Annotated in this window: 20 protein-coding genes and 1 riboswitch; of the genes, 8 read left to right on the top strand and 12 right to left on the bottom strand. The window is 63.7% G+C overall.

Going from position 1 to position 21,028, the window contains the following annotated elements:
* Nucleotides 1–223: 223 nt before the first annotated feature.
* The gene (locus AC0L2C_RS11235) at nucleotides 224–1,756 is read left to right on the top strand and encodes an FAD-dependent oxidoreductase (RefSeq protein ID WP_287239393.1); all 1,533 of its coding nucleotides are present in this window, start codon (nucleotides 224–226) and stop codon (nucleotides 1,754–1,756) included.
* A 39-nt stretch (nucleotides 1,757–1,795) separates the two neighbouring features.
* Here AC0L2C_RS11235 and AC0L2C_RS11230 read toward each other — a convergent pair whose 3' ends face one another.
* The 4 genes from AC0L2C_RS11230 to AC0L2C_RS11215 form a co-directional block, all read right to left on the bottom strand.
* The gene (locus tag AC0L2C_RS11230) at nucleotides 1,796–2,566 is read right to left on the bottom strand and encodes a TIGR01458 family HAD-type hydrolase (protein WP_128247503.1); all 771 of its coding nucleotides are present in this window, start codon (nucleotides 2,564–2,566) and stop codon (nucleotides 1,796–1,798) included.
* A 97-nt stretch (nucleotides 2,567–2,663) separates the two neighbouring features.
* Nucleotides 2,664–3,617, bottom strand: coding sequence for a dihydrodipicolinate synthase family protein (locus AC0L2C_RS11225; RefSeq protein ID WP_036262730.1), 954 nt, complete (start codon nucleotides 3,615–3,617; stop codon nucleotides 2,664–2,666).
* On the bottom strand, nucleotides 3,607–4,602 hold the full coding sequence (locus tag AC0L2C_RS11220; RefSeq protein WP_473523377.1) for a Gfo/Idh/MocA family protein: 996 nt from the start codon (nucleotides 4,600–4,602) through the stop codon (nucleotides 3,607–3,609). The genes AC0L2C_RS11225 and AC0L2C_RS11220 overlap by 11 nt, the downstream gene beginning before the upstream one ends.
* Nucleotides 4,599–5,570 (bottom strand): Gfo/Idh/MocA family protein, encoded by a 972-nt coding sequence (locus tag AC0L2C_RS11215; protein ID WP_128247501.1) that lies wholly within the window; start codon nucleotides 5,568–5,570, stop codon nucleotides 4,599–4,601. Before AC0L2C_RS11215 ends, AC0L2C_RS11220 begins: the two co-directional genes overlap by 4 nt.
* A 110-nt stretch (nucleotides 5,571–5,680) precedes the next feature.
* On the opposite strand from AC0L2C_RS11215, the gene AC0L2C_RS11210 reads away from it, so the two are divergent.
* The 7 genes from AC0L2C_RS11210 to AC0L2C_RS11180 all read left to right on the top strand — a co-directional run bounded on the left by AC0L2C_RS11210 (nucleotide 5,681) and on the right by AC0L2C_RS11180 (nucleotide 12,919).
* Nucleotides 5,681–6,430 carry a FadR/GntR family transcriptional regulator gene (locus AC0L2C_RS11210; RefSeq protein ID WP_023801363.1) on the top strand — a complete coding sequence of 250 codons (750 nt, stop codon included), beginning with the start codon at nucleotides 5,681–5,683 and terminating at the stop codon, nucleotides 6,428–6,430.
* Between the two features lie 40 nt (nucleotides 6,431–6,470).
* The gene (locus tag AC0L2C_RS11205; RefSeq protein WP_287239385.1) at nucleotides 6,471–8,057 is read left to right on the top strand and encodes an ABC transporter substrate-binding protein; all 1,587 of its coding nucleotides are present in this window, start codon (nucleotides 6,471–6,473) and stop codon (nucleotides 8,055–8,057) included.
* An 82-nt stretch (nucleotides 8,058–8,139) separates the two neighbouring features.
* Nucleotides 8,140–9,099, top strand: a complete 960-nt coding sequence (locus AC0L2C_RS11200; RefSeq protein WP_027154064.1) for an ABC transporter permease — start codon at nucleotides 8,140–8,142, stop codon at nucleotides 9,097–9,099.
* Nucleotides 9,099–10,001, top strand: coding sequence for an ABC transporter permease (locus AC0L2C_RS11195; RefSeq protein WP_287239383.1), 903 nt, complete (start codon nucleotides 9,099–9,101; stop codon nucleotides 9,999–10,001). The genes AC0L2C_RS11200 and AC0L2C_RS11195 overlap by 1 nt, the downstream gene beginning before the upstream one ends.
* 19 nt (nucleotides 10,002–10,020) lie before the next feature.
* Nucleotides 10,021–10,938, top strand: coding sequence for a dihydrodipicolinate synthase family protein (locus AC0L2C_RS11190; RefSeq protein ID WP_473523376.1), 918 nt, complete (start codon nucleotides 10,021–10,023; stop codon nucleotides 10,936–10,938).
* A 2-nt stretch (nucleotides 10,939–10,940) separates the two neighbouring features.
* On the top strand, nucleotides 10,941–11,948 hold the full coding sequence (locus AC0L2C_RS11185) for an ABC transporter ATP-binding protein (RefSeq protein WP_287239378.1): 1,008 nt from the start codon (nucleotides 10,941–10,943) through the stop codon (nucleotides 11,946–11,948).
* A gap of 2 nt (nucleotides 11,949–11,950) precedes the next feature.
* Nucleotides 11,951–12,919 carry an ABC transporter ATP-binding protein gene (locus tag AC0L2C_RS11180; RefSeq protein WP_128172629.1) on the top strand — a complete coding sequence of 323 codons (969 nt, stop codon included), beginning with the start codon at nucleotides 11,951–11,953 and terminating at the stop codon, nucleotides 12,917–12,919.
* A gap of 116 nt (nucleotides 12,920–13,035) precedes the next feature.
* On the opposite strand, the gene AC0L2C_RS11175 is transcribed toward AC0L2C_RS11180, so the two are convergent.
* From AC0L2C_RS11175 to AC0L2C_RS11140, 8 genes are all read right to left on the bottom strand, one after another.
* Entirely contained in the window at nucleotides 13,036–13,800 is a 765-nt protein-coding gene (locus AC0L2C_RS11175) for a hydroxymethylpyrimidine/phosphomethylpyrimidine kinase (RefSeq protein WP_473523398.1), read from the bottom strand.
* Entirely contained in the window at nucleotides 13,791–14,396 is a 606-nt protein-coding gene (locus tag AC0L2C_RS11170; protein WP_473523375.1) for a thiamine phosphate synthase, read from the bottom strand. Before AC0L2C_RS11170 ends, AC0L2C_RS11175 begins: the two co-directional genes overlap by 10 nt.
* Nucleotides 14,393–15,166: a thiazole synthase gene (locus tag AC0L2C_RS11165; RefSeq protein WP_473523374.1), complete on the bottom strand. Its 774-nt coding sequence runs from the start codon at nucleotides 15,164–15,166 to the stop codon at nucleotides 14,393–14,395. The genes AC0L2C_RS11170 and AC0L2C_RS11165 overlap by 4 nt, the downstream gene beginning before the upstream one ends.
* A gap of 4 nt (nucleotides 15,167–15,170) precedes the next feature.
* Entirely contained in the window at nucleotides 15,171–15,368 is a 198-nt protein-coding gene (gene thiS, locus AC0L2C_RS11160; RefSeq protein ID WP_128168003.1) for a sulfur carrier protein ThiS, read from the bottom strand.
* Complete coding sequence (thiO, locus tag AC0L2C_RS11155; protein WP_023801374.1) at nucleotides 15,337–16,338, bottom strand: glycine oxidase ThiO; 1,002 nt, start codon at nucleotides 16,336–16,338, stop codon at nucleotides 15,337–15,339. Before thiO ends, thiS begins: the two co-directional genes overlap by 32 nt.
* Nucleotides 16,335–18,164: a phosphomethylpyrimidine synthase ThiC gene (gene thiC, locus AC0L2C_RS11150; RefSeq protein WP_473523373.1), complete on the bottom strand. Its 1,830-nt coding sequence runs from the start codon at nucleotides 18,162–18,164 to the stop codon at nucleotides 16,335–16,337. Before thiC ends, thiO begins: the two co-directional genes overlap by 4 nt.
* A 102-nt stretch (nucleotides 18,165–18,266) precedes the next feature.
* Nucleotides 18,267–18,383: riboswitch (TPP riboswitch) on the bottom strand.
* Nucleotides 18,384–18,465: 82 nt separating this feature from the next.
* A complete protein-coding gene (locus tag AC0L2C_RS11145) occupies nucleotides 18,466–20,106 on the bottom strand; it encodes an ABC transporter ATP-binding protein (protein ID WP_473523372.1) in 1,641 nt (546 codons plus the stop codon).
* Nucleotides 20,103–21,026, bottom strand: a complete 924-nt coding sequence (locus tag AC0L2C_RS11140) for an ABC transporter permease (protein ID WP_287064316.1) — start codon at nucleotides 21,024–21,026, stop codon at nucleotides 20,103–20,105. The genes AC0L2C_RS11145 and AC0L2C_RS11140 overlap by 4 nt, the downstream gene beginning before the upstream one ends.
* Between the last annotated feature and the right edge of the window lie 2 nt (nucleotides 21,027–21,028).

Raw genomic sequence — 21,028 nt, 5'->3', positions numbered from 1 at the left:
GACGGCGTCATTCCTTCGGCAACGAATCCAAACGCCAGGAAATCGACGGCGTGTACTGCGCAACTGGCAACGAATGACGCGGCCGGACGTTTGGGCACAAGCGGTGTCCGAGAACCTGAAGGCGCGCTGGCCAAGCAGAAGGTATTCCGAGGCTGGTGACCTGACAATTTCCCGCTTGTCGGCCGTACAGGCGATCTTCTGGATCGCGCCAAGGGAGAGGAAAATGGCTGAAGATCATGCCAAACCAACCGGGCCGGATCTGGTCGAGGGTATCGCGTTATCCGACCTTGCCGACGGCGGAAAGCTCCTCGGCCATTGCGGCGATGAGCCGGTGCTGCTGGTGCGCCGCGGGGCCGAGATCTTCGCCATCGGCGCGACATGCACACATTATGGCGGGCCGCTCGTCGACGGTCTTGTGGCGGAAGACACCGTCCGGTGTCCCTGGCATCACGCGTGTTTTGATTTGCGTACAGGCGAGGCCTTGCGCGCCCCTGCTTTCAGTCCACTCGCGTGCTGGTCGGTGGAACAACGCGATGATCGGATAGTCGTGGGCGAGAAACGCAAGCGGACGGTGTCCAAGCCGCGCCCTGGCGGCTCCAGCCAGGCTCCCGAAAAAATCGTCATTGTCGGTGGCGGCGCCGCCGGTTTCGCGGCGGCAGAAACACTGCGGCGCGAACACTATCAAGGCAGCATTGTCATGCTCAGCAACGACGAAGCGCCGCCGGTTGATCGGCCCAATCTTTCCAAGGACTACCTCGCCGGCAAAGCACCGGAGGATTGGATTCCGCTGCGCCGAGAAAGCTTCTATTCGAAGAACGGCATCGACCTGCGCCTCAATGCGGATGTCGCCAGCATCGATGCACGTTCTGGCGAGGTTGTGCTCGCGGACGGGGCCCGGACTGCCTACGACCGGCTACTCCTGGCGACCGGAGCCGAACCGGTTCGCCTGACCATACAAGGCGCCGACCAGCCACATGTTCACACGCTGCGCTCGTTCGCAGACTGCAAGGCGATCATCGAGCGAGCCACGACTGCGCGCCGCGCCGTCGTGCTTGGCGCCAGTTTCATTGGCCTGGAGGTTGCCGCGGCGCTGCGGTCGCGCGCGATCGAAGTTCATGTCGTGGCGCCGGAAAAACGGCCCATGGAACGGATCATGGGTCCGCAAATGGCCGACTTCATCCGCGCCCTGCATGAGGAGAATGGTGTCGTATTCCATCTCGAGGACACCGCGGGCAGCATCGACGCCAGCGAGGTGAAACTCAGCGGTGGCGATACGTTGACGGCGGATCTCGTCGTCGCCGGCATCGGCGTGCGACCGCGGACAGGGCTAGCCGAAACGGCAGGGCTCACCCTTGATCGCGGTGTCGTGGTAAACGCCTTTTTGGAGACGAGCGCACCAGGCATCTTCGCGGCCGGCGACATTGCGCGGTGGCCGGATCCTCACAGTGGCGAGAACATTCGGGTCGAGCATTGGGTAGTTGCCGAGCGGCAGGGGCGAACCGCAGCCCTCAACATGCTCGGCCATCGCGAGAAATTTGTCGCCGTGCCGTTCTTCTGGAGCCAGCACTACGATGTTCCCATCAACTATGTCGGCCATGCCGTGCAATGGGACGAGATCGCGATCGATGGCGACATCGTTGCCAGGGATTGCCTGCTCCGCTTCAAGCGCGAAGGGCGCACGCTGGCTGTCGCTTCGATCTTCCGCGACATCGAAAGTCTGGGGGCCGAGGTGGAAATGGAGCGCCAGACGACCTAGCCCGGATATCTCGAGCGAAGCGCACGCTGTGCGGCCGGTTCAGTCCCGGCGCGCAAGGATCCAGTCGGTGGCCGCCGCGAGATCGGCGACGGTTGCGGTCGGGCGCGGATCAAACCGTTTCTCGTCGCCGTGCCGGTATTTGCCGGTCCTCACCAGCAATGCGCCCGACAGTCCGGCGCTTAGCGCGCCAGCTATGTCGGCCTCGGCGTCGTCGCCGACCATGATCGCCTGGTCTGGCGGACAGTCCATGCTTGCCAGCGCCGACAGAAAGAATTCCGACGACGGCTTGCCGAGAACGGTTGCGCGTTTCAGCGAGGCAAATTCCAATGCCGCGACGAATGGCCCGGCATCGAGGCTGAGCTCGCCGTCGGCATCCCGAAACGTCCGGTTGGTGGCAAGGGCCAGCAATTCGGCCCCGGCGCTCAGCTCGCGGAACGCGTCATTCAACGCCGCATAGGTGAAGGCGTCTCCGGCATCGCCGACGATGACGGCGCGCTTGTCGCGATCCTGCAGTTCGCAAAAGTCCGCCGCAAGGCCGGGGTGAATCAGCAAATATGGCGCTCGGCCATTGCGAAGCAGCCAATCGCGTGCAGCGTGCGCCGGGGTGAAAACATCTGCCCTGGTAACGGTGAGTCCCATCGCCTGCAGACGTTCGAGAACGCTCTGTTTCGACGAGCGCGTGGTATTGCTTATGAAGCGTATGGCCAAGCCGGCCTGGCGCAAACGCATGACGGCGTCGATCCCGCCTGGTATGGCGGTCTCGCCATCATAGATGACGCCTGCGAGGTCCAGCAGTACACCTCTTGTCATCGGTCCAGCATGACCACGAGTCTGTCAGGCGTCAAATCCGGAACAGGCCATGGTTGTTCCCCTTGGATCAGGGGGCAGGCACATGCGGTAGCCGAGGTCACTGCCACCATTCGGGAAAGGTCATGCGTGCGGCCTCGGCCAGCGTCGCGATCGCCTCGTCGGGGACCGAGCTGTAAGGCCAGAGCAGTCGCGGGCCAAGCGGCGCCCAGCCGCCGGCCGCCGCCATCGCTTTGTCGAGCGCCGCATCGCTGACGTCATAGCGAGCGCGAAAGGGCAGTACGTGGGTGGCGAGAAAGGCCTGGATGCGCGTCTCGACCTCGGCAGCGGCCGCCACATCGGTGCGGATCGTCTGCCACCACATTACCGCGCCCTTGGGGTTAAGACAGGCGACGTTGGAGTAGCTGCCATGCGCTCCCTGGGCAAATCCCGTCGCCAGCGTATGGCCGGGCACGAAGACCGAAAATCCCGGCAGTTCGCGGCGCATGTCGGCGTACCAACCGGCGTCGCCGCCCGGCAATTTGGCGCCGACCAGCGACGGCACCGCTGCACGCAGCCTGGCGATGCCTTCGAGCGTCAGGCGGCGCTTGGCATGCGGTGGATTGTAGAGCACCAGCGGCATGTCGGGCGCGGTCTCGCACAGGCCGCCGACGAAGCGCATGACCTCGCCGTCGCTGGGCGGCCACCAGTCGGGCAAGGTGAATTGCACCGCGGCCGGACGAAGCGCCGACACCCGCATCAGCCGCTCGCGTGCGACGCGCGGATTGGACTGGCTGATGCCGATCTGGAAGGGCAGGCGCGCGCGGCCGGCAATCGCGGCCACCAAGGCGCAAAGCCGGTCGAACTCGGGCTCGGTCTGGCAGTGGAATTCGCAGGCCGTGCCGTTGGAATAGATGCCGTCGACGCCTGATGCGCAGAGCCGGGCGATCGTTTCCTCCGTCGCTTCCCAGTCGATTGCCCCGCGATCGTCGATGGCCAGCATCACCGCGCCCCAGACGCCGCGCGGCGCGTCTGCGGGCAAGTGGCTCGGGTGATCGTCGAGCTCAGGGCGCATCGGCGATCTCGTGCTCGCGGCGCGTTTCGTTCGACGCAAAGGCGGCCTCGATAATGGCGATGATCTTGCGGCCATAGGCGCCGTCGACCGGCACCGGCTTGTCGTCGGCAATGGCATCGCGCATCGCGCTCCATTCGCGCACCAGCGCGGCATGCATCCAGTTCGGCTCGAACGAGCCGGGCAGGTCGGTCCAGGCCGTGTCGCGGCCAAGCATCGTGCCGCGGTCCATGTCGATGCGCAGCGTTGCCTGCTCGCAGACCAGGTCCATGACGTAGCCGGCCGCGCCATTGCGATAGCCGACGCTCTGCACCTGGCCGAGCCCGCCGCCGGCGAAGCGCAGTCCGAGCAGGGCGGTGTCGTCGGCTTCCTGGTCATGGGACATGGCGCCAAGCATGGCGCTCACCGACACGACGTCGTCATCCATGAGCCAGACGAGGCGGTCGAGCGCATGGATGCCGGCCGTCAACAGCATGCCGCCGCCGGTGGCCTTGCGCAGATGCCAGTCGCGGCGATTGTGCTCCATCCACAGCTTGATGATCCAGCTCGATCCGACGATCGGCCGGCCGAGCGTTCCTTGCTCAAGCATTTGCCTGGCCGCCATGCAAGGCAGCGCGAAATGCATGAGATGGGCGACCATCAGCTTGACGCCAGCGGCGGCCACGGCGGCGTTGATCGCATCGCAGGCCGCCGCCGTCGGCGCCATCGGTTTTTCGAGCATGATATGCTTGCCGGCGTTCGCCGCGCCGATCGCCATTTCGGCATGCAGATGGTGAGGACTGGCGATGAGGACTGCCTCGACTTCCTTGTCGTCGAGCAGCTTGCGCCAGTCGGTGTAGCCGCGACCACCATGTTCGCTGGTGAAGGCGGCCAGGGCATCGTTGTTCCCGCGGCACGATGCGACGAGATGCAGGCCCTGCAACTGCTTGATTGCCCTTGCATGGGCGGCGCCGAAATCGCCCGCTCCGATAATACCTATTCCAATCATCGTCCTGCCTTTTCATACGCGGCGTCGATCAGCGACATCGCCGCAACATAGTCATCGATCGAAGTCGCCGGCGGCGCTTTTCGAGCCAGCCGGTCGAGCGTGTCGCTCATGCACAGGCGGTAGCGCGTCGCCGGCAATTCGATCGGCAATTCGATGATAGCGCCATCGTCGAGCGTCGCACAGAAGGCGCGCTCGCCATAGTCGATGAGGGTCGCATTCTCACTGACGATACGCCATTCGAAATCGCCGCCAGGGCGCATCGAAGCAAAAGTGTATCCGGCCTCGACGACGAACAACGCTCCGGCAGCGTCTTGCAGCACAAGCAGCGCATGGTCCTCGACCGGGGCGCGGTGAATGCGGTTCTCGATCGAAACGGTTTTTAGCCTGAGCGCGCCGGTTGCCAGGCCGAGCGCGGCATTGACGCCGTGTATGCCGAGGTTCCTCAGCGCGCCGCCGCCAACGATCGCCGGATCCACCACCCAGCCGACGCCGTCGGCCGCATAGCGCTGCGGCGGGCCATTGACCAGCCGGAACTGGCAATGCGCAACCGCACCGGCACGGCCTTGGCTGCGCAGCCGTTCAAAGGCAGTGGCGGCCGGCCCAAAGCGGTTGGGCAGGGGAACGCTGACAAAGGCCTGGTGCTGCCTCGCCAGCTCGCTGAGCGCGGCCAAAGCTGCGGTGCTGCTGGCCGCCGGCTTTTCCAGGATCAGCGGTATGCCGGCTTCGATCACGGCACGGGCCCGCGCCGGCACCGTTGAAGGGTGTCCCATCAGCAGGATCGCGTCCGGCGGGCCGGAGAGGATTTTCGCAAAATCGGCGATGAACGGCAAATGATGGTGCGTCGCGAAGGCGCGCGCATGCTGCGCGTCCTCATCCCAAATGCCGGCAATCTCGGCGCCGCAAAAACGTGCAGCGTCGAGATGCATTTCGGCGTGCCAATGGCTTGAGCCGGCCAGGACGACTTTCATTCAGCGTGTAATCCTCTTGCTTGCAGGATATCCTACAAGTCGCTATGCTACAAGCATCGACCGCTTTGCGACGCGCCATCGGCCGCAATTGCAGCGGCGCTGGGAGAAAAATGCCGGAACCCAAGTTGAGCTCGGAACCCAAGTTGAACCCGGACCAAAAATCGATCGAACCGCTGGCCCGACCGCCGCTGCTTCACGTCAGCGTGCAGGAGAGCCTGAGGAAATATATCCAGAGCAACCAGCTCAAGGCGGGCGACCCCTTGCCTCCGGAGACCTTCCTGGCGCAGCGGCTCGGCGTCGGCCGCAACTCGGTGCGCGAAGCGATCAAGGCGCTGGAGTCGATCGGCATTCTGGAGACGCGTCGCGGCATTGGCGTGTTCGTCAAGGAATTCTCGTTCAAGCCGTTGCTGGATAATCTGGCATACGGCCTGCAGGATTCGCTGCGCGACGTCGAGGAACTGCGCGAGATCCGCCGTGTCCTTGAAACCGGCCTGATCGCAAAAACCATCGAGATGATCAGCGCCGAAGACATCGCCGCGCTGCGCCAGCTGACCGAAAGCATGCGGCGGCGCGCCGAGCGCCAGGAGAGCTTTGCCGAAGAGGACCAGCAATTCCATCAGTTGCTGTTCCGCTGCCAGAACAATCACATGTTGAGCGCGCTGATCGACATCTTCTGGGTGGCGTTCAACAAGGCCTCGAATTTCACCAGCCTCGACAATCCGACGCCGCTGGCGACCTGGCGCGACCATCACGAGATCGTCGAGGCGGTCGCCGCCAAGGACGTCGACCGGGCGCGCGAGCGCCTCGACGACCACTACAGGGGTATTCAGCAAGTGATCGCCAAAAACCGGATTACCTGACCCAACGCCGAACTACCTGACAATGCCAAGGGAGGAAACCATGCGCATCAGAACTATAGCTCGCCATCTGGCCATCACCGGGCTGCTGCTCGGCGGCATTAGCCTTGCCACCAGCGTCCAGGCACAGGGCGCCAAGACCATCACCGGAGGCTTCGATGTCGGCCCCGGCGGCTTTCCCAAGAACTTCAATCCGTTGGCTGCGACCGGCGGCTTTACCTGGCTCAGCACCTATTTTGAACCGCTGGTCATCTACAACGCCGAACTGACCGAACTCGAAGGCGATCTGGCCAAGGACTACAAGGTCAGCGACGACAAGCTGACCTACACGTTCAACCTTGCCCAGGAGAGCTGGCACGACGGCAAGCCGTTCACATCCAAGGACGTCAAGTTCACGCTTGAGCTCGCCAGGAACAAGGCCTCCGGCAGCCTGTTTGCCGCGCGCCTCGGCGACATCGCGTCGGTCGACGCGCCGGACGATCGCACCGTGGTCGTCAAATTGTCGAAGCCCAACGGCTCCTTCCTGTCGATTCTCTCGCAGGTGATGATCCTGCCGGAGCATGCCCTGGCCGCGATGCCGCCGGAAACGCTGGCCACGAGCACCTGGTGGTCCACGACGCCGGTCGGCACCGGCCCCTTCAAGTTCAAGCGCTATGTCAGCGATCAATATGTCGAACTGGCCGCGGATGACGACTATCGCGGCGGCAAGCCGAAGGTCGACGTGCTCATCAACCGATATTTCGAGAGCCCGGCGGCGGCCGTCGCGGCGCTGCGCGCCGGCGAAATCCAGTTCACCTATGTCGAGCCCGACGACGCGGTAACCTTCAAGAGCGACAGCAATTTCAAGGTGATCGAGGGCGCCTCCTATGTGGTCAACTACATCGGCCTCAACCAGAAGGTCGAGCTCTTTAAGGATGTTCGCGTGCGCCAGGCGATCATGTACGCGATCGATCGCAATGCCATCATCGAGAGCCTCTATGGCGGCGCGGCCAAACCGGCCAATTGCGGCTACGTCGCGCCGCACCTGCTTCCCGAAGGTCTCGAATCCTATGCCTATGATCCGGCCAAGGCCAAGGCTCTGCTTGCCGAGGCGGGCTGGGACAAGATCAACGGCGACAAGCCGATCACCTTGCTGACCTATTACGGCTCGCCGCAAGCCGCCAACGTGATGGCTGCCATCCAGTCGATGCTGGCCGAGGTCGGGATCAATGTGGTGCCGCGCGTCGTCGATACGCCGACTTATAACGGCATCGTCTACAAGGAAGGCACGCCGGACTGGAACGCGTTTGCGATGGTCTATGCCGGCCTGCAGAACGGTCCCAATCCGGCCGGCATCAGCCCGGGTCTCAACAAGTCCCAGATCCCGCCGGCAGGCTTCAACACCATGCGCATCGAGTTCGATGATCTCAGCGCCGCGTTGGACGCTGCGCTCGCCCAGACCGATCCGGCCAAGATCGATCAATCCTGGCAGCAAGTCTGCAAGGTGATGAACAAGGATCTGCCCTGGGCGACATTATGGGTGGCCAACCGCTATGGCGTAGCCTCCAACAAGCTACGTGACTTTGTCTGGACGCCGGCGCCGGGCGGCGGTCCTTATGCGGCTCACCCGGAACGCTGGGACATCCAGTAAAACGGCTGGCGGGCCATTCCGGCCCGCCAATGATACGGGCCGGCACGATGCCGGCTCCGCTCACCATCGCCACGGACAGCCAATGCTGAGTTTCATTGCCCGCCGCAGCGCTACAGGACTGTTGATGCTGGTCGCCCTGAGCGTCCTCATCTTCATCCTTCTGCGGCTGGCGCCCGGCGATCCGATCGATGCCTATATCAATCCGTCCAGCCCGATGTCGGCTTCCGACCTCGAAGTCCTGCGCGACCGGCTTGGGCTCGACCAGCCGCTTCCCGTGCAATACCTCGCCTGGCTTCGCGCTGCGCTCGGCGGCGACTTCGGCTATTCGATCCAGCGCAGCGGCGTTGGCGTGCTGCCGCTGGTCATGGAGCGCATCGGCCCGACCGCGCTGTTGATGGGCACCGGCCTGGCCATCGCCATCGTGCTCGGCATTTCCGCCGGCATCTTCAGCGCCGTCCGCCGTAACACGCTGCCCGACATCGCGCTGTCGGTGGTTTCCTTCGTCGGCATCTCCAGCCCGGCGTTTCTGACGGCACTTCTGGGACTGTACTTTTTCTCGGTGCTGCTGCGCTGGGCGCCATCAGGCGGCATGCAGACCGCCGGCGCGCCTTTTTCTGTAGCGGACGTGCTCGCGCACCTGGTCCTGCCCGCCTGCCTGCTGTCCATCGGACACGCCGCGCTGATCATGCGCTACATGCGCGCGTCGCTGCTGGAAGTGCTCAACCAGGACTATGTGCGGACCGCACGTGCCAAGGGCGTGCGCGAATTCTGGGTGATCATCAAGCATGCAACCCGCAATGCGCTTTTACCGGTCATCACCCTGATCGGGTCGACGGTCGGCATAGCGATCGGCGGCGCCATCTTCCTCGAAAGCGTGTTCAACTGGCCGGGCATGGGCCTGCTGCTGGTCAACGCCGTCGGCACAAGGGACTACCCGGTGATCATGGGCGCCACTCTGGTAATCGGCATCTGCGTCATTCTGGTCAATCTCCTGACCGATATCGTCTATGCCGTCGTCGACCCGCGCATCCAGGTGTCGTGATGACGATCACCGCACCAGCTCCGACAATCGACCCGACAGCCGGGCCGCAAACCAAGGGACCGCTTCGCCGCGCGCTCGGCCGGTTCTTTGAAAATCGTGCGGCGCGCGCCGGTCTGCTTATCGTCTTCCCCATTCTGCTGGCGGTCTCGACCTATTCCCTGTGGTGGCCGTTCAGCCCCAACGCCATCGATCTCAGGGCGATCAACAAGGGGCCGTCCGCCATTCATTGGCTCGGCAGCGACGGCGTCGGCCGCGACGTCATGGCCCGGCTGCTGCAAGGCGGACGGATCTCGCTGCTGGTCGCCGTCTGCTCGGTCGCCATCTCGATCGTCATCGGCTTCCTGGTCGGCGCTGTCGCCAGCTTCGGCGGGCGCCTTGTCGACGGCACGGTGATGCGCTTCGTCGACCTCGCCATGACCCTGCCGCCGGTGATCTTCCTGCTCGTGCTCGCTTCGATCGCCGGCACCGGCATCGCGCCGACCATCCTAGTGATCTCGCTGCTCTCCTGGCCGGTGCTGTCGCGCATGGTGCGCGCCCGGCTGCTCGAGCTGCGCGAGCGTGACTTCGTCGTCGCCGCCCGTGGCATGGGGGCGGGGCTGCCGCATCTCCTGTTCCGCCACGGCCTGCCGAACTGCATCGACATTCTTGTCGTCTACGCCACGCTGCAGATCGCCAATGCCATTCTGCTCGAAGCCGGCCTTTCCTTCCTCGGCCTCGGCATCGCACCGCCCGAAGCCAGTTGGGGCAACATGCTCAATCTCGCCCGCTCCACCGTGGTGCTCGAGCAATACCCCTGGCAATGGATGTTTCCCGGCGCCGTACTCGTGCTCACCGTGCTGGCCATCAACTTCATCGGCGATGGCCTGCGCGATGCATTCGACCCTCGTTCCGATCTAAACTGACCTGAAGGTTTTTGAAAAAATGCCCCTGTTTACCGGTGTCGTGCCACCCGTCGTCACCCCACTCCATTCCGATCTCAGTGTCGATTTTGCGTCGTTCACGCGGACCATCGAAAACCTGCTCGACGGCGGCGTTCAGGGCCTGTTCGTGCTCGGCTCGACCAGCGAGGTGGTCTTCCATGACGAGGCCGGCCGCCGGGCCATCATCGAGCACGCGGTCAAGGTCAACAATGGCCGCGTTCCGATCTTCGCCGGGGTCATCGACCCGACAACCGATCGCGTCATCAACCACGCCCTGATCGCCAGATCGGCCGGCGCTGACGCAGTCGTGGTCACCGCGCCGTTCTATGCCCGCACCAGCCAGCCCGAGATCGGCGATCACTTCCGCTACATCAAGGACGCAGTCGACATCCCGATCATCGCCTACGACATCCCGGTCTGCGTCCATGTCAAGCTGGAGCGCCAAACCACCGTCTGCCTTGCCAGCGAGGGCGTTATCGCCGGCATCAAGGATTCCAGCGGTGACGACGGCAATCTGCGTTATGTGCTCAAGGACATGGCCAACGACCCGAACTTTTTCGGCATGACCGGGTCCGAGATCCTGGTCGACAGCGTGCTTGCCATGGGCGCGCATGGGGTCGTGCCGGGCCTCGCCAATGTCGACCCGCACGGCTACGTCAGGCTGTGGAACCTGATGCAGGCGGGTCAGCACGCCGAGGCCCGCCTGGAGCAGGAGCGGCTGTTGAAGCTGTTCGAGATCGTCTGGATCTCGCTCGGCAGGACGAGCGCCGGCTCGGCCGGGGTCGGCGCCTTCAAGACCGCGATGAGGAGCCTCGGCATCATCGCCTCCAACACCATGGCGCGGCCGCAACGCAACCTGAACGACGAGGAAGCCGCAAAGGTCGACATCATCCTTCGCGACGTCGGCTTGCTGCGCTGACCGTGGACGGTCCGATCCTCTCGATTTCCGATCTGCGGGCGGTGTTCCGTATCGCCGGACGCGACATCGCCGCCGTGCAGGACGTCGACCTGGTAATAGGTTCGGGCGAGACGGTTGCGCTGGTCGGCGAGTCGGGATCGGGCAAGTCGGTCACCAGCCTGTCGATCATCGGCCTGCTGCCGAAGAAGATCGGACGCATTGCCGAGGGCTCGATCGCGCTGCGGCGCAGGGACGGCACGGTAACCGAACTGACCGGCCTCGATCCCGAGTCGCTGCGCAAGGTGCGCGGCAACGACATCGGCATGGTGTTCCAGGAGCCGATGACCAGCCTCAATCCGGTCTACAGCATCGGCGAACAGATCGCCGAGCCGATCCGCATCCATCTCGGCAGGTCGCACCGTGATGCGGCCACTGATGCCGTGCGGCTGCTGGCTCAGGTCGGAATTCCCGACCCTGATCGGCGGGCGCGGCAATACCCGCATGAGCTGTCGGGAGGGATGCGCCAGCGTGCCACCATCGCCATGGCCTTGTCGTGCGATCCGACCTTGTTGATCGCCGACGAGCCGACCACCGCCCTCGACGTCACTATCCAGGCCCAGATTCTCGACCTGCTGGCCGCGCTGCAGGCGCAACGCGGCATGGGCATTCTGTTCGTCACGCACAATCTAGGCGTCGTTGCCGAGATCGCCGACCGGGTCGCGGTGATGTATGCCGGGCGCATCGTGGAATCGGGTCCGGTGAGCGAGGTGTTCACCCGTCCGCGTCATCCCTATACCGCCGGGCTGATGCGTTCGGTGCCGCGGCTTGGCCAGGCCACCACGCTGAAGGCAGCAGGAACGCCGCTGCCGACCATCGCCGGCAATGTTCCATCGCTGGCCCTGCTGCCCAAGGGCTGCTCTTTCGCACCGCGTTGCGCCCTGGCTGTCGATGCCTGCCGCACTGCTGTACCGCCATTGTTCGCGGCGACGTCGACCCAGCAAAGCCGTTGTTTGCGCTGGGAGGATCTCTGACAGTGGACGCTCCCTTCCTTTCGGTCAGGAACCTGACCAAGCATTTTGCGCCGACGGCGTTCGCGCGCGGTCCCGTCGTCAGGGCGCTGGACAATATTTCCTTCGACATCGCGCGCGGCCAGGTGGTCGGCCTCGTCGGCGAATCCGGGTCCGGCAAGACCACGATCGGCCGCTCGGTGCTGCGTCTCATCGAGCCGACGTCCGGCGAAATAAGGTTTGACAGCGTCGATATCACCAAGCTGAGCGCCGGGCCGCTGGCCCGCCAGCGCCGCAAGATGCAGTATATTTTCCAGGATCCGTTCGCCAGCCTGTCGCCGCGCATGACCATCGGTCAGATCCTGACCGAAGGCCTCGATATTCAGGGCATCGGCAGCAGGCGCGAGCGGCGGGCGAAGGCTGAGAAGGCGCTTGCTGCGGTTGAGTTGCCAGTCGATGCCTATGATCGCTACGCCCACGAATTTTCGGGCGGGCAGCGCCAGCGCATCGGTATCGCCCGGGCGCTTACGCTCGAACCCGAATTCATCGTCGCCGACGAGCCGGTCTCTGCCCTCGATGTCTCCATTCAGGCGCAGATCATCAATCTTTTGCGCGACCTGCAGGTCCGGCTCGGCCTGACCATGCTGTTCATTTCGCATGACCTGGCCGTCGTCGAATATATCTGCGACACGGTGATCGTTCTCTACCTCGGCCGCATCATGGAAGTCGCGCCTGCTGCCGCGCTCTATGCCCGGCCGCAGCATCCCTATACGCGCGCGCTGCTCTCGGCCATTCCCTCGCTCGACCCGCTGGCCAGGCAAGGCCGGCAGGTGCTGAAGGGCGACATTCCAAGCCCGGCAAATCCGCCGACCGGGTGTGTTTTCCGAACCCGCTGCCCGGTTGCCCTCGACGCTTGCGCCGGCATCGTCCCGCCATTACGGGCAACAACGTCCGATGGCCATTTGAAGGCCTGCATTCGCGACGACATCGCTTGAGACAAGACCCGACAAGGCGATTTACTTCGCGTGCTGTCTGAGAGACTCTCCGAAGGAAGGCGAAGAACCGGCCGCCAGCTTGCTGCCCAGAAAAGCCCCCGCCAAGCTCAACCGCCTCAATCCCGAGAGATCGATTTCCGAAGCTTCTCGAAAACCAACAGCTTGCTTTTGCGCACGCCGTCTTCAAGCAGGCTTCCGTTTGCCAGGTGCGCGGCGATGGCGCTGGCCAGCGCGCAACCCGTCCCGCGCATCGATCCGCCAAGACGCGGCGCATCGAAGCGGATGGGCTCTTGATCGGCGCGCAGCAGGATGTCCGTCGATCGACACCCCGCGGCGTGGCCGCCCTTGATCAGCAGGGCCTGCAATCCGGCGGTGAGCAATTTCTGACCTTGTTGCAATGCGCCGTCCTCGTCGATGGCCAGGTCTGAGCCGGCAAGGAGAGCCAGTTCGATGAGGTTGGGTGTGACGAGACGGCAAAGCGGGATGAGTTCATGCTTCAGGACGCCGATAGCGCCTGTGTCCAGAAGCGGCCAACCCGAAGAAGAGACCAGCACCGGGTCGATGACTGCCGGTATCTGTGGGTTTTGGCGCAGCACATCCGCGACGGCGACGATGGTTTGCTCCGTCGCGAGCATGCCGATTTTGATCGCCCCGACCGCATTGGCTTGCAGCGCGGCACGCATCTGATCGGCCACCAGACCGGGTTGCAAATTGTGGATTTGCGTGACGGCTTCATGCGTCTGCACCGTCACGGTGGTAATGGCAAGGCAGGTGCGCAAGTCGAGGGCGGAGATCGTCTCAATGTCGCGGACTATGCCGGCGCCGCCGCTGGAGTCCGAGCCGCCGACGACAAGCACATGCGGTTCGCGCCTCAACGCCATCGGCTCGTCTTTTCGATCCACTGGCGCGTTCGCGCTTCCGGATCGGCATCCAATGTGATGTCGGTCACTACCGCGGCGCTGTCCGCACCGGCACCGAAGACGCCCTCGATCCGGTCGGGATTGAGGCCGCCAATCGCGACCAGAGGTGTCGGCGCGATCCGGCACTTCCATTCGCCAAGCCGTTCGAGCCCCTGCGGCGCCCATTTCATCTGTTTCAGGATGGTCGGATAGACTGGGCCGAGCGCGATATAGTTCGGTCTGGCGGCAAGGGCTGTTTCGAGTTCGAGATGGTCGTGCGTGCTGAGGCCGAGACGGAGACCCGCAGCCCTTATCCGGGTAAGGTCCGCCGCTTGCAGATCTTCCTGTCCGAGATGAATGAAATCGCAGTCCTCCTCGATCGCCAGCCGCCAGAAGTCATTGATGATGAGCTGGCATTTGTAACGGGCGCACAAGGCCTTCGCCTTGCGGATCTCGGCGCGCAACGTAGCCTCGTCGAGGTTCTTGACGCGAAGCTGCACCAGCCTGACGCCGAGCGGCGCCAGCCTTTCAATCCAGGCGGCGCTGTCGACGATCAGATAAAAAGGATCGAGTTTCATTGAAAGACTGCCCGGCCAATTGTCGGCGTCGATGGGACGGCGAGGTCGCGCGGCTGGAGCAGGCCCGAGCGATACGCCTCACGGCCGGCATCGACCGCCTTGCCGAACGCGCGCGCCATGCCGATCGGATCGGCGGCCTTGGCCACTGCCGTGTTGAGGAGCACCGCGTCGAAGCCGAGTTCCATCACGAGAGCCGCGTGAGATGGGCGGCCGAGGCCCGCATCCACGATCAGCGGGACATCCGGGAAATGGCCGCGCATCGAGCGGAGCGCGGTGATATTTACCGGTCCAAGCGCAGAACCGATCGGCGCGCACCAGGGCATGAGCACCCTGCATCCGGCTTCCAGCAATCGCTCGGCGACGACGAGATCGTCCGTCGTGTAAGGAAATACAGCAAAGCCGTCGTCGCACAAGATTCGCGCGGCCTCGACCAAGCCGAAGACGTCAGGCTGCAGCGTGTCATGATTGCCGATCACCTCGAGCTTGATCCAGTTCGTGCCGAAGACCTCGCGCGCCATATTTGCGGTCGTGACGGCTTCCTTGACGGAGTGACAACCGGCGGTGTTGGGTAGGACATGCAGCCGCAGCGATTGGATAAGCGACCAGAATTTCTCGCCACCCTTGCCGCCGGCCATTTCGCGGCGCAATGAGACGGTCACCGCGGACGCGCAGGATGCCTTGACCGCATCGGCAAGAATGGCGGGCGAGGGGTACTGTGCGGTGCCGAGAAGCAGGCGCGACGGAAGCTTGGTTCCGTAAAGCTCGATCACGTTGCTAACCTCCTTGCATGGGTGAGAGGATTTCGATCCGGTCGCCGTCCTTCAGCTGGAACAGCGCCCGCTCAGTCGCGTGCACAACCTCGCTGTTCACTGCCGTTGCAAGCCAGTTGCCTTCGTAGTCGAGCGCCGCGAGAAGCTCCGCCAGGGTGGCGGCGGTGATCTCATGCGCTTCGCCGTTGACCGTCAGTTTCATCAGCAAGTTCCACCGGTTTGTCAGAATCGAAAACAAGGTCGGCCGCCCGACGCGCCATGGCGGGGGCCAGAAGGAAACCATGGCGGTAGAGCCCGTTGATCGCGACGGTCCTGCCATGCGCTTCGACGCGCGGCAGGTTGTCGGAAAACGCCGGGCGAATGCCGACGCCCGTCTCAACGATCGCGGCCTCGCCGAAGGCGGGATGAACCGAATAGGCGGCGTTCAGGAGTTCCATTATCGCCCGCACCGTGACCGGCTCCGTGGACAGACTCTCGACCATCGTTGCACCCGCCATGAAATGGTGGTCGGCGCGCGGCGCCAGATAGAGCGGCAAACGCGGGTGCAGCAGCCTGACCGGGCGCGACAGCGAGATATCCGGTGTACGCAGGATCAGCATCTCGCCGCGAACGCCGCGAAGCCTTTCATCGCTGGACGCCATTCCTATGCAGTCGATCTCGCGGTCGAATCCCGTCATGTGCAGGGCGTCCATTCCGAAGCGGAACTCGACGCCGCTTCCGGCGAGTTTTTCATGCAGCGCCGCCATTGCACGGCGTGGGTCGAGATGGGCTTCGCCCGGGAAGAACAGCCCGCGACGGAAGCGGCCGGCGAGATCGGGTTCCAGGAGCGCGATTTCGTCTTCGTCGATCCGCCGATGACCCGACGTGCGGCTTGCAAACCGGTCGAGTTCGCCCGCATCCCGCGGCGTTGCCAGAACGAGCGTTCCGGCCCGCGTGACATGACCCGGCAGGACCGCATCCCACCAGTCGGCGGCATCGCGTCCGAGATCCAGCACCGGCTGCTCGGCGCTTTCGCGCTCGCACCAGGGCGCCAGCATGCCGCCGGCCATCCATGATGCGTTGCCGCCAAGGCCATGCCGGGTCTCGGCAATGGTTACCGCAGCACCGCGGGCGGCGAGTTCGAAGGCGGCGGTGAGGCCGGCGACGCCAGCCCCTTTGACCAGCAGCCTCATGACGGCTCCGGCATCTTCGGCATGGGCGGTTCGCCGTCCACCGGCATATAAAGATTGCCGCCCTCGCGGTACTTCGCGGCCATCGCCGCCATGCCCTCTTTCTGTGCCTCGGCCCGAATGTCGTGGGAGATGCGCATCGAGCAGAATTTCGGCCCGCACATCGAGCAGAAATGCGCCAGCTTGTGCGCCTCCTTCGGCAAAGTCTCGTCGTGGAAGGAGCGCGCGGTTTCGGGGTCGAGCGACAGGTTGAACTGGTCTTCCCAACGAAACTCGAAGCGTGCGCGGGAAAGGGCGTCATCCCTGACCTTCGCCGTCGGATGACCCTTGGCGAGATCGGCGGCGTGCGCGGCTATCTTGTAGGTGATGACGCCCGTTTTGACGTCGTTGCGGTCGGGGAGACCGAGATGCTCCTTGGGCGTGACATAGCAGAGCATCGCCGTGCCGTACCAGCCGATCATTGCCGCGCCGATGCCTGAGGTGATGTGGTCGTAGCCGGGTGCGATGTCGGTGGTCAGCGGCCCAAGCGTGTAGAAGGGCGCCTCGCCGCAGACTTCGAGCTGCCTGTCCATATTCTCCTTGATCTTGTGCATCGGAACATGGCCCGGCCCCTCGATCATGACCTGGCAATCCTTGGCCCAGGCGACCTTTGTCAACTCGCCGAGCGTTTCCAGTTCGGCGAACTGCGCCGCGTCGTTGGCGTCGGCGATCGAGCCGGGACGAAGGCCGTCGCCGAGCGAGAACGACACGTCGTAAGCGCGGCAGATGTCGCAGATTTCCTCGAAATGCTCGTAGAGGAAGCTTTCGCGGTGATGATGCAGGCACCACTTGGCCATGATGGAGCCGCCGCGCGACACGATGCCGGTGACCCGGTCGACCGTCAGCGGGATGTAGTGCAGCCGCACACCGGCATGGATGGTGAAATAGTCGACGCCCTGTTCGGCCTGTTCGATCAGCGTATCGCGGTAGATTTCCCAGGTCAGGTCCTCGGCGATCCCTCCGACCTTCTCAAGCGCCTGGTAGAGCGGCACGGTTCCGATCGGCACAGGCGAATTGCGGACGATCCATTCGCGGATGTTGTGGATGTTGCGACCGGTCGACAGGTCCATGACGGTGTCGGCTCCCCAGCGGATCGCCCAGACCATTTTTTCGACCTCTTCGGCCATCGACGAGGTGACGGCTGAATTGCCGATATTGGCATTGATCTTGACCAGGAAATTGCGGCCGATGATCATCGGCTCGCTCTCCGGGTGGTTGATGTTGGCGGGAATGATAGCCCGTCCGCGCGCTATCTCGTCGCGCACGAATTCCGGCGTGACGAAGTCCGGGATCGCCGCGCCGAAAGAGTTGCCGTCGCGCTGCATCCCGCCGCGTAAGCTCTCGCGGCCGAGATTCTCGCGAATGGCGACGAACTCCATTTCGGGGGTGATGATCCCGGCGCGCGCATAGGCAAGCTGCGTCACCGCTTGGCCCGTTTTTGCCTTTAGCGGCCGGTGGCGCACGGGAAATTCCGGCGTCAGGCGCTCACCTGACGCAAAGCCGTTGTCCTCCGGCCTGACACTGCGGGCATCGTGGAATTCGACGTCGCCGCGCACCGTCACCCATTCATTGCGAAACCTGGCGAGGCCCTTTTCGATGCTGGTTTCGACAGTCGGGTCCGTATAGGGGCCGGACGGATCGTAAACGGTGACAGGCGGTTCGCCTGCCGTCGGATGGACGGCGATTTCCCGCATCGGCACCCTGATCTGCGGGTGAATCAGGCCGGGTTTGTGGATTTTCCTTGAGGCGGGCAGCGGTCCCGTCGACACGGCGGGGGAAATGGCATTCATTTGGAGGCTCCTTTGCTCATGCATTGGAGACCCAGTTCTGTGCCGGAAGGATGAAAAGACGCTTCTGCCTGCCTGCTTACAGGTTTTCGGGCATGGACTCCCGCAAAAGCGCTTGCACCGTCCCTACGCCAGTATGAACTGGATCAGGTTCAACGGGTCACTGCGCCGCGAAAGCCAGCAGTATCTCAGCCCCTTGCCGGGACCCCCCTGGTGAATGGGTCAAATTGAGCGGGCGATCGCCATTTTGTCAAGCGCATTCGGCCCATCAATCGGCAACGCTTGCTGGGCGCGCGCGGACGAACTATTGAGCCTGCGTTAGCCATTTGGGCTGCGGCACAGCCTGCAGCAGGCTTTGCGTATAGTCGTGGCGAGGCGCCCCGAACAGCGCCGCGGTTTGGCCTTCCTCGACAATCCGTCCGTCTTTCATGACCATGATCCGGTCGGCAAAATGGCGCACGATCGGCAAGTCGTGTGTGATGAAAATATAGGAGAGGCCGAGCCTCGTCCTGAGGTCGGCCAGAAGGTCGATCACCTGCGCCTGGATAGAGACGTCGAGCGCCGAAACCGCCTCGTCGCAGACGATCAGTTCCGGCTCGCTGGCAAGCGCGCGCGCAATGGCGATGCGCTGTCGCTGGCCGCCGGAAAACTGGTGCGGGTAGCGCTCGGCGTGCTCCGGCAAAAGCCCAACCAATTCCAGGAGCTCTGCCACTCGAGCCTTCCACTTGTCCTTCGGCAGGATATCGCGGTGGATCACCCAGGGTTCGGAAATGATCGAATAAACGCGCATGCGCGGATTCATCGATCCGTATGGGTCCTGGAAGACCATCTGGACCTTGCGCCGAAACGCCATGAGGCGCTTCCCATTCATGTCGAAGATGTTCTCACCGGCAAAGACCGCCTTGCCGGCGCTTGGCGCGTTCAGCCCCAACAGCATGCGCGCGACGCTCGATTTGCCGGACCCGGACTCGCCGACGATGCCGAGCGTTTCTCCTCTCCTGACCTCGAAGCTTATGTCGTCCACCGCCTTGAACGTCCGCTTGCTGCTAAAAGCTCCGGAAGCAAGCTCATAGTGTTTGGTGAGATGTTCCACCTTGAGCAGCGTCTCGCCGGCGATCGCCGTCGAACGCTTGTTGGGCGCCTCCGCTGCGTTACCGTGGGGCAGGGCGGCGATGAGGCGGCGGGTATAGGCGTGCTGCGGATTGCTGAAGACCTCCCTGGCGATGCCCGTCTCGACGACCTTGCCGCCGTTCATGACGATAATCCGGTCCGCCATGGACGCGGCGACTTCGAGGTCATGGGTGATCATGATCAACGCCATGCCGGTTTCGCGCTGGAGATCGCGCAGCAGATCGAGGATCTGCGCTTGCACGCTGACGTCCAGAGCGGTCGTCGGCTCATCGGCGATCAGGATGTCCGGTTTCAACGCGATCGCCATGGCAATCATCACGCGCTGGCGCTGTCCGCCCGAGAACTGATGCGGATAGAAGTCGACGCGGTTTTGCGGCTCTGGAATGCCGACGCGCCGAAGCAGTTCTATCGTCTTGGCGCGTGCGCCCTTGCCGCTCTCTGCGCCGTGGCTCTCATAGACCTCCTCGATCTGGCGCCCCACCGTGTAGACCGGGTTCAAATAGGCGAGCGGATCCTGAAAGATCATCGCAATCCTGCGGCCGTTGATGCTTCGGCGCGCCTCGGCACCGAGGCCTGACAGTTCGACGCCATCGAAGAGGCAGGAGCCGGCCACGATGTCGCCTGGCGGACAGTCGATGAGATCCATCACCGTGCTGGTGCTGACGCTCTTACCCGAACCGCTTTCGCCGAGGATCACCAGCGTCTCGCCACGGCTGACGTGGAAAGAGACATCGTCGACGGCGCGTATCGGTTCATCGTCCGAAAGAAAATCGACGGTCAGACACTCGACCTTGAGAATGGTCGCGTTGCTCATCGGGCAGCTTTTCGCAATGTCTGAAGGCGCCAGCGTTGCTGCGGATCGGCAACGGTGCGCGCCCAGTTCGAGAGGATGTTGAGCGACAGCGTCGTCAGCATGATTGCAAGGCCCGGCCAGAATGCGATCCACCAGGCGGTGGCGAGATAGCCGCGGCCGTTTGCGACCATTGCGCCCCAGGTGAAGTCGGGTGGCTGAATGCCGAGGCCAAGGAAACTCAGCGCCGATTCCGACAAAATGACTGTCGCGAAATCAATGGCTGAAATTGTCACCAATGTCGGCAGGACAAGGGGGGCGATGTGCCGGATGATGATCCGGGCCGGCTTTGCACCCATGGCTCGCGCCGCGCTGACGAACATGCGCTCGCGGAGCTCCAGCACTTCCGCACGCGCCGTTCTGAGGTAGATCGGCATGCGCGTGACGGCGAGAACGATCACCAAGTTGGTGATGCTCGGACCCAGCGTGTAGAGCACGATGAGCGCCAGCAGTAGCGAGGGAAAGCTCATGACGACATCGGCCAGTCGCAGGATGAGATGGCTGTACCAGCGCTCCGAATAGCCCGCGATCAGGCCGAGTGTCCCACCGACCAGCATCGACGCGAACACCGCCGCCGCGGCAATGCCGAACGTGTTCTGCGCGCCGACAATCAGCCTGGCCAGGATGGGCCGGCCGAGGGTGTCGGCGCCAAGGACGTAGATCCAGCCACTGGCCAGCGAGAACGGGGCGAGGTTGCGCTGGCGCAGCCCGAGCCGCGATGCGGCGTCGCCCACCAGCCACGGGCCGAGGACCGCCGCGATGACGACGATCGCCAGGAAAATAGCAGCGGCGAGCGCAAGCCTGTCGCGCTTCAAATAGGCAAAAATCACGCGGCCGCTGCCTGGAACGGCCGCCGGCTTGATGTCGGGGGTGATGATCGTCATGG

It is taken from the genome of Mesorhizobium sp. WSM4845 (assembly GCF_055811455.1).
This window is presented reverse-complemented; position numbering and strand designations above follow the sequence as displayed.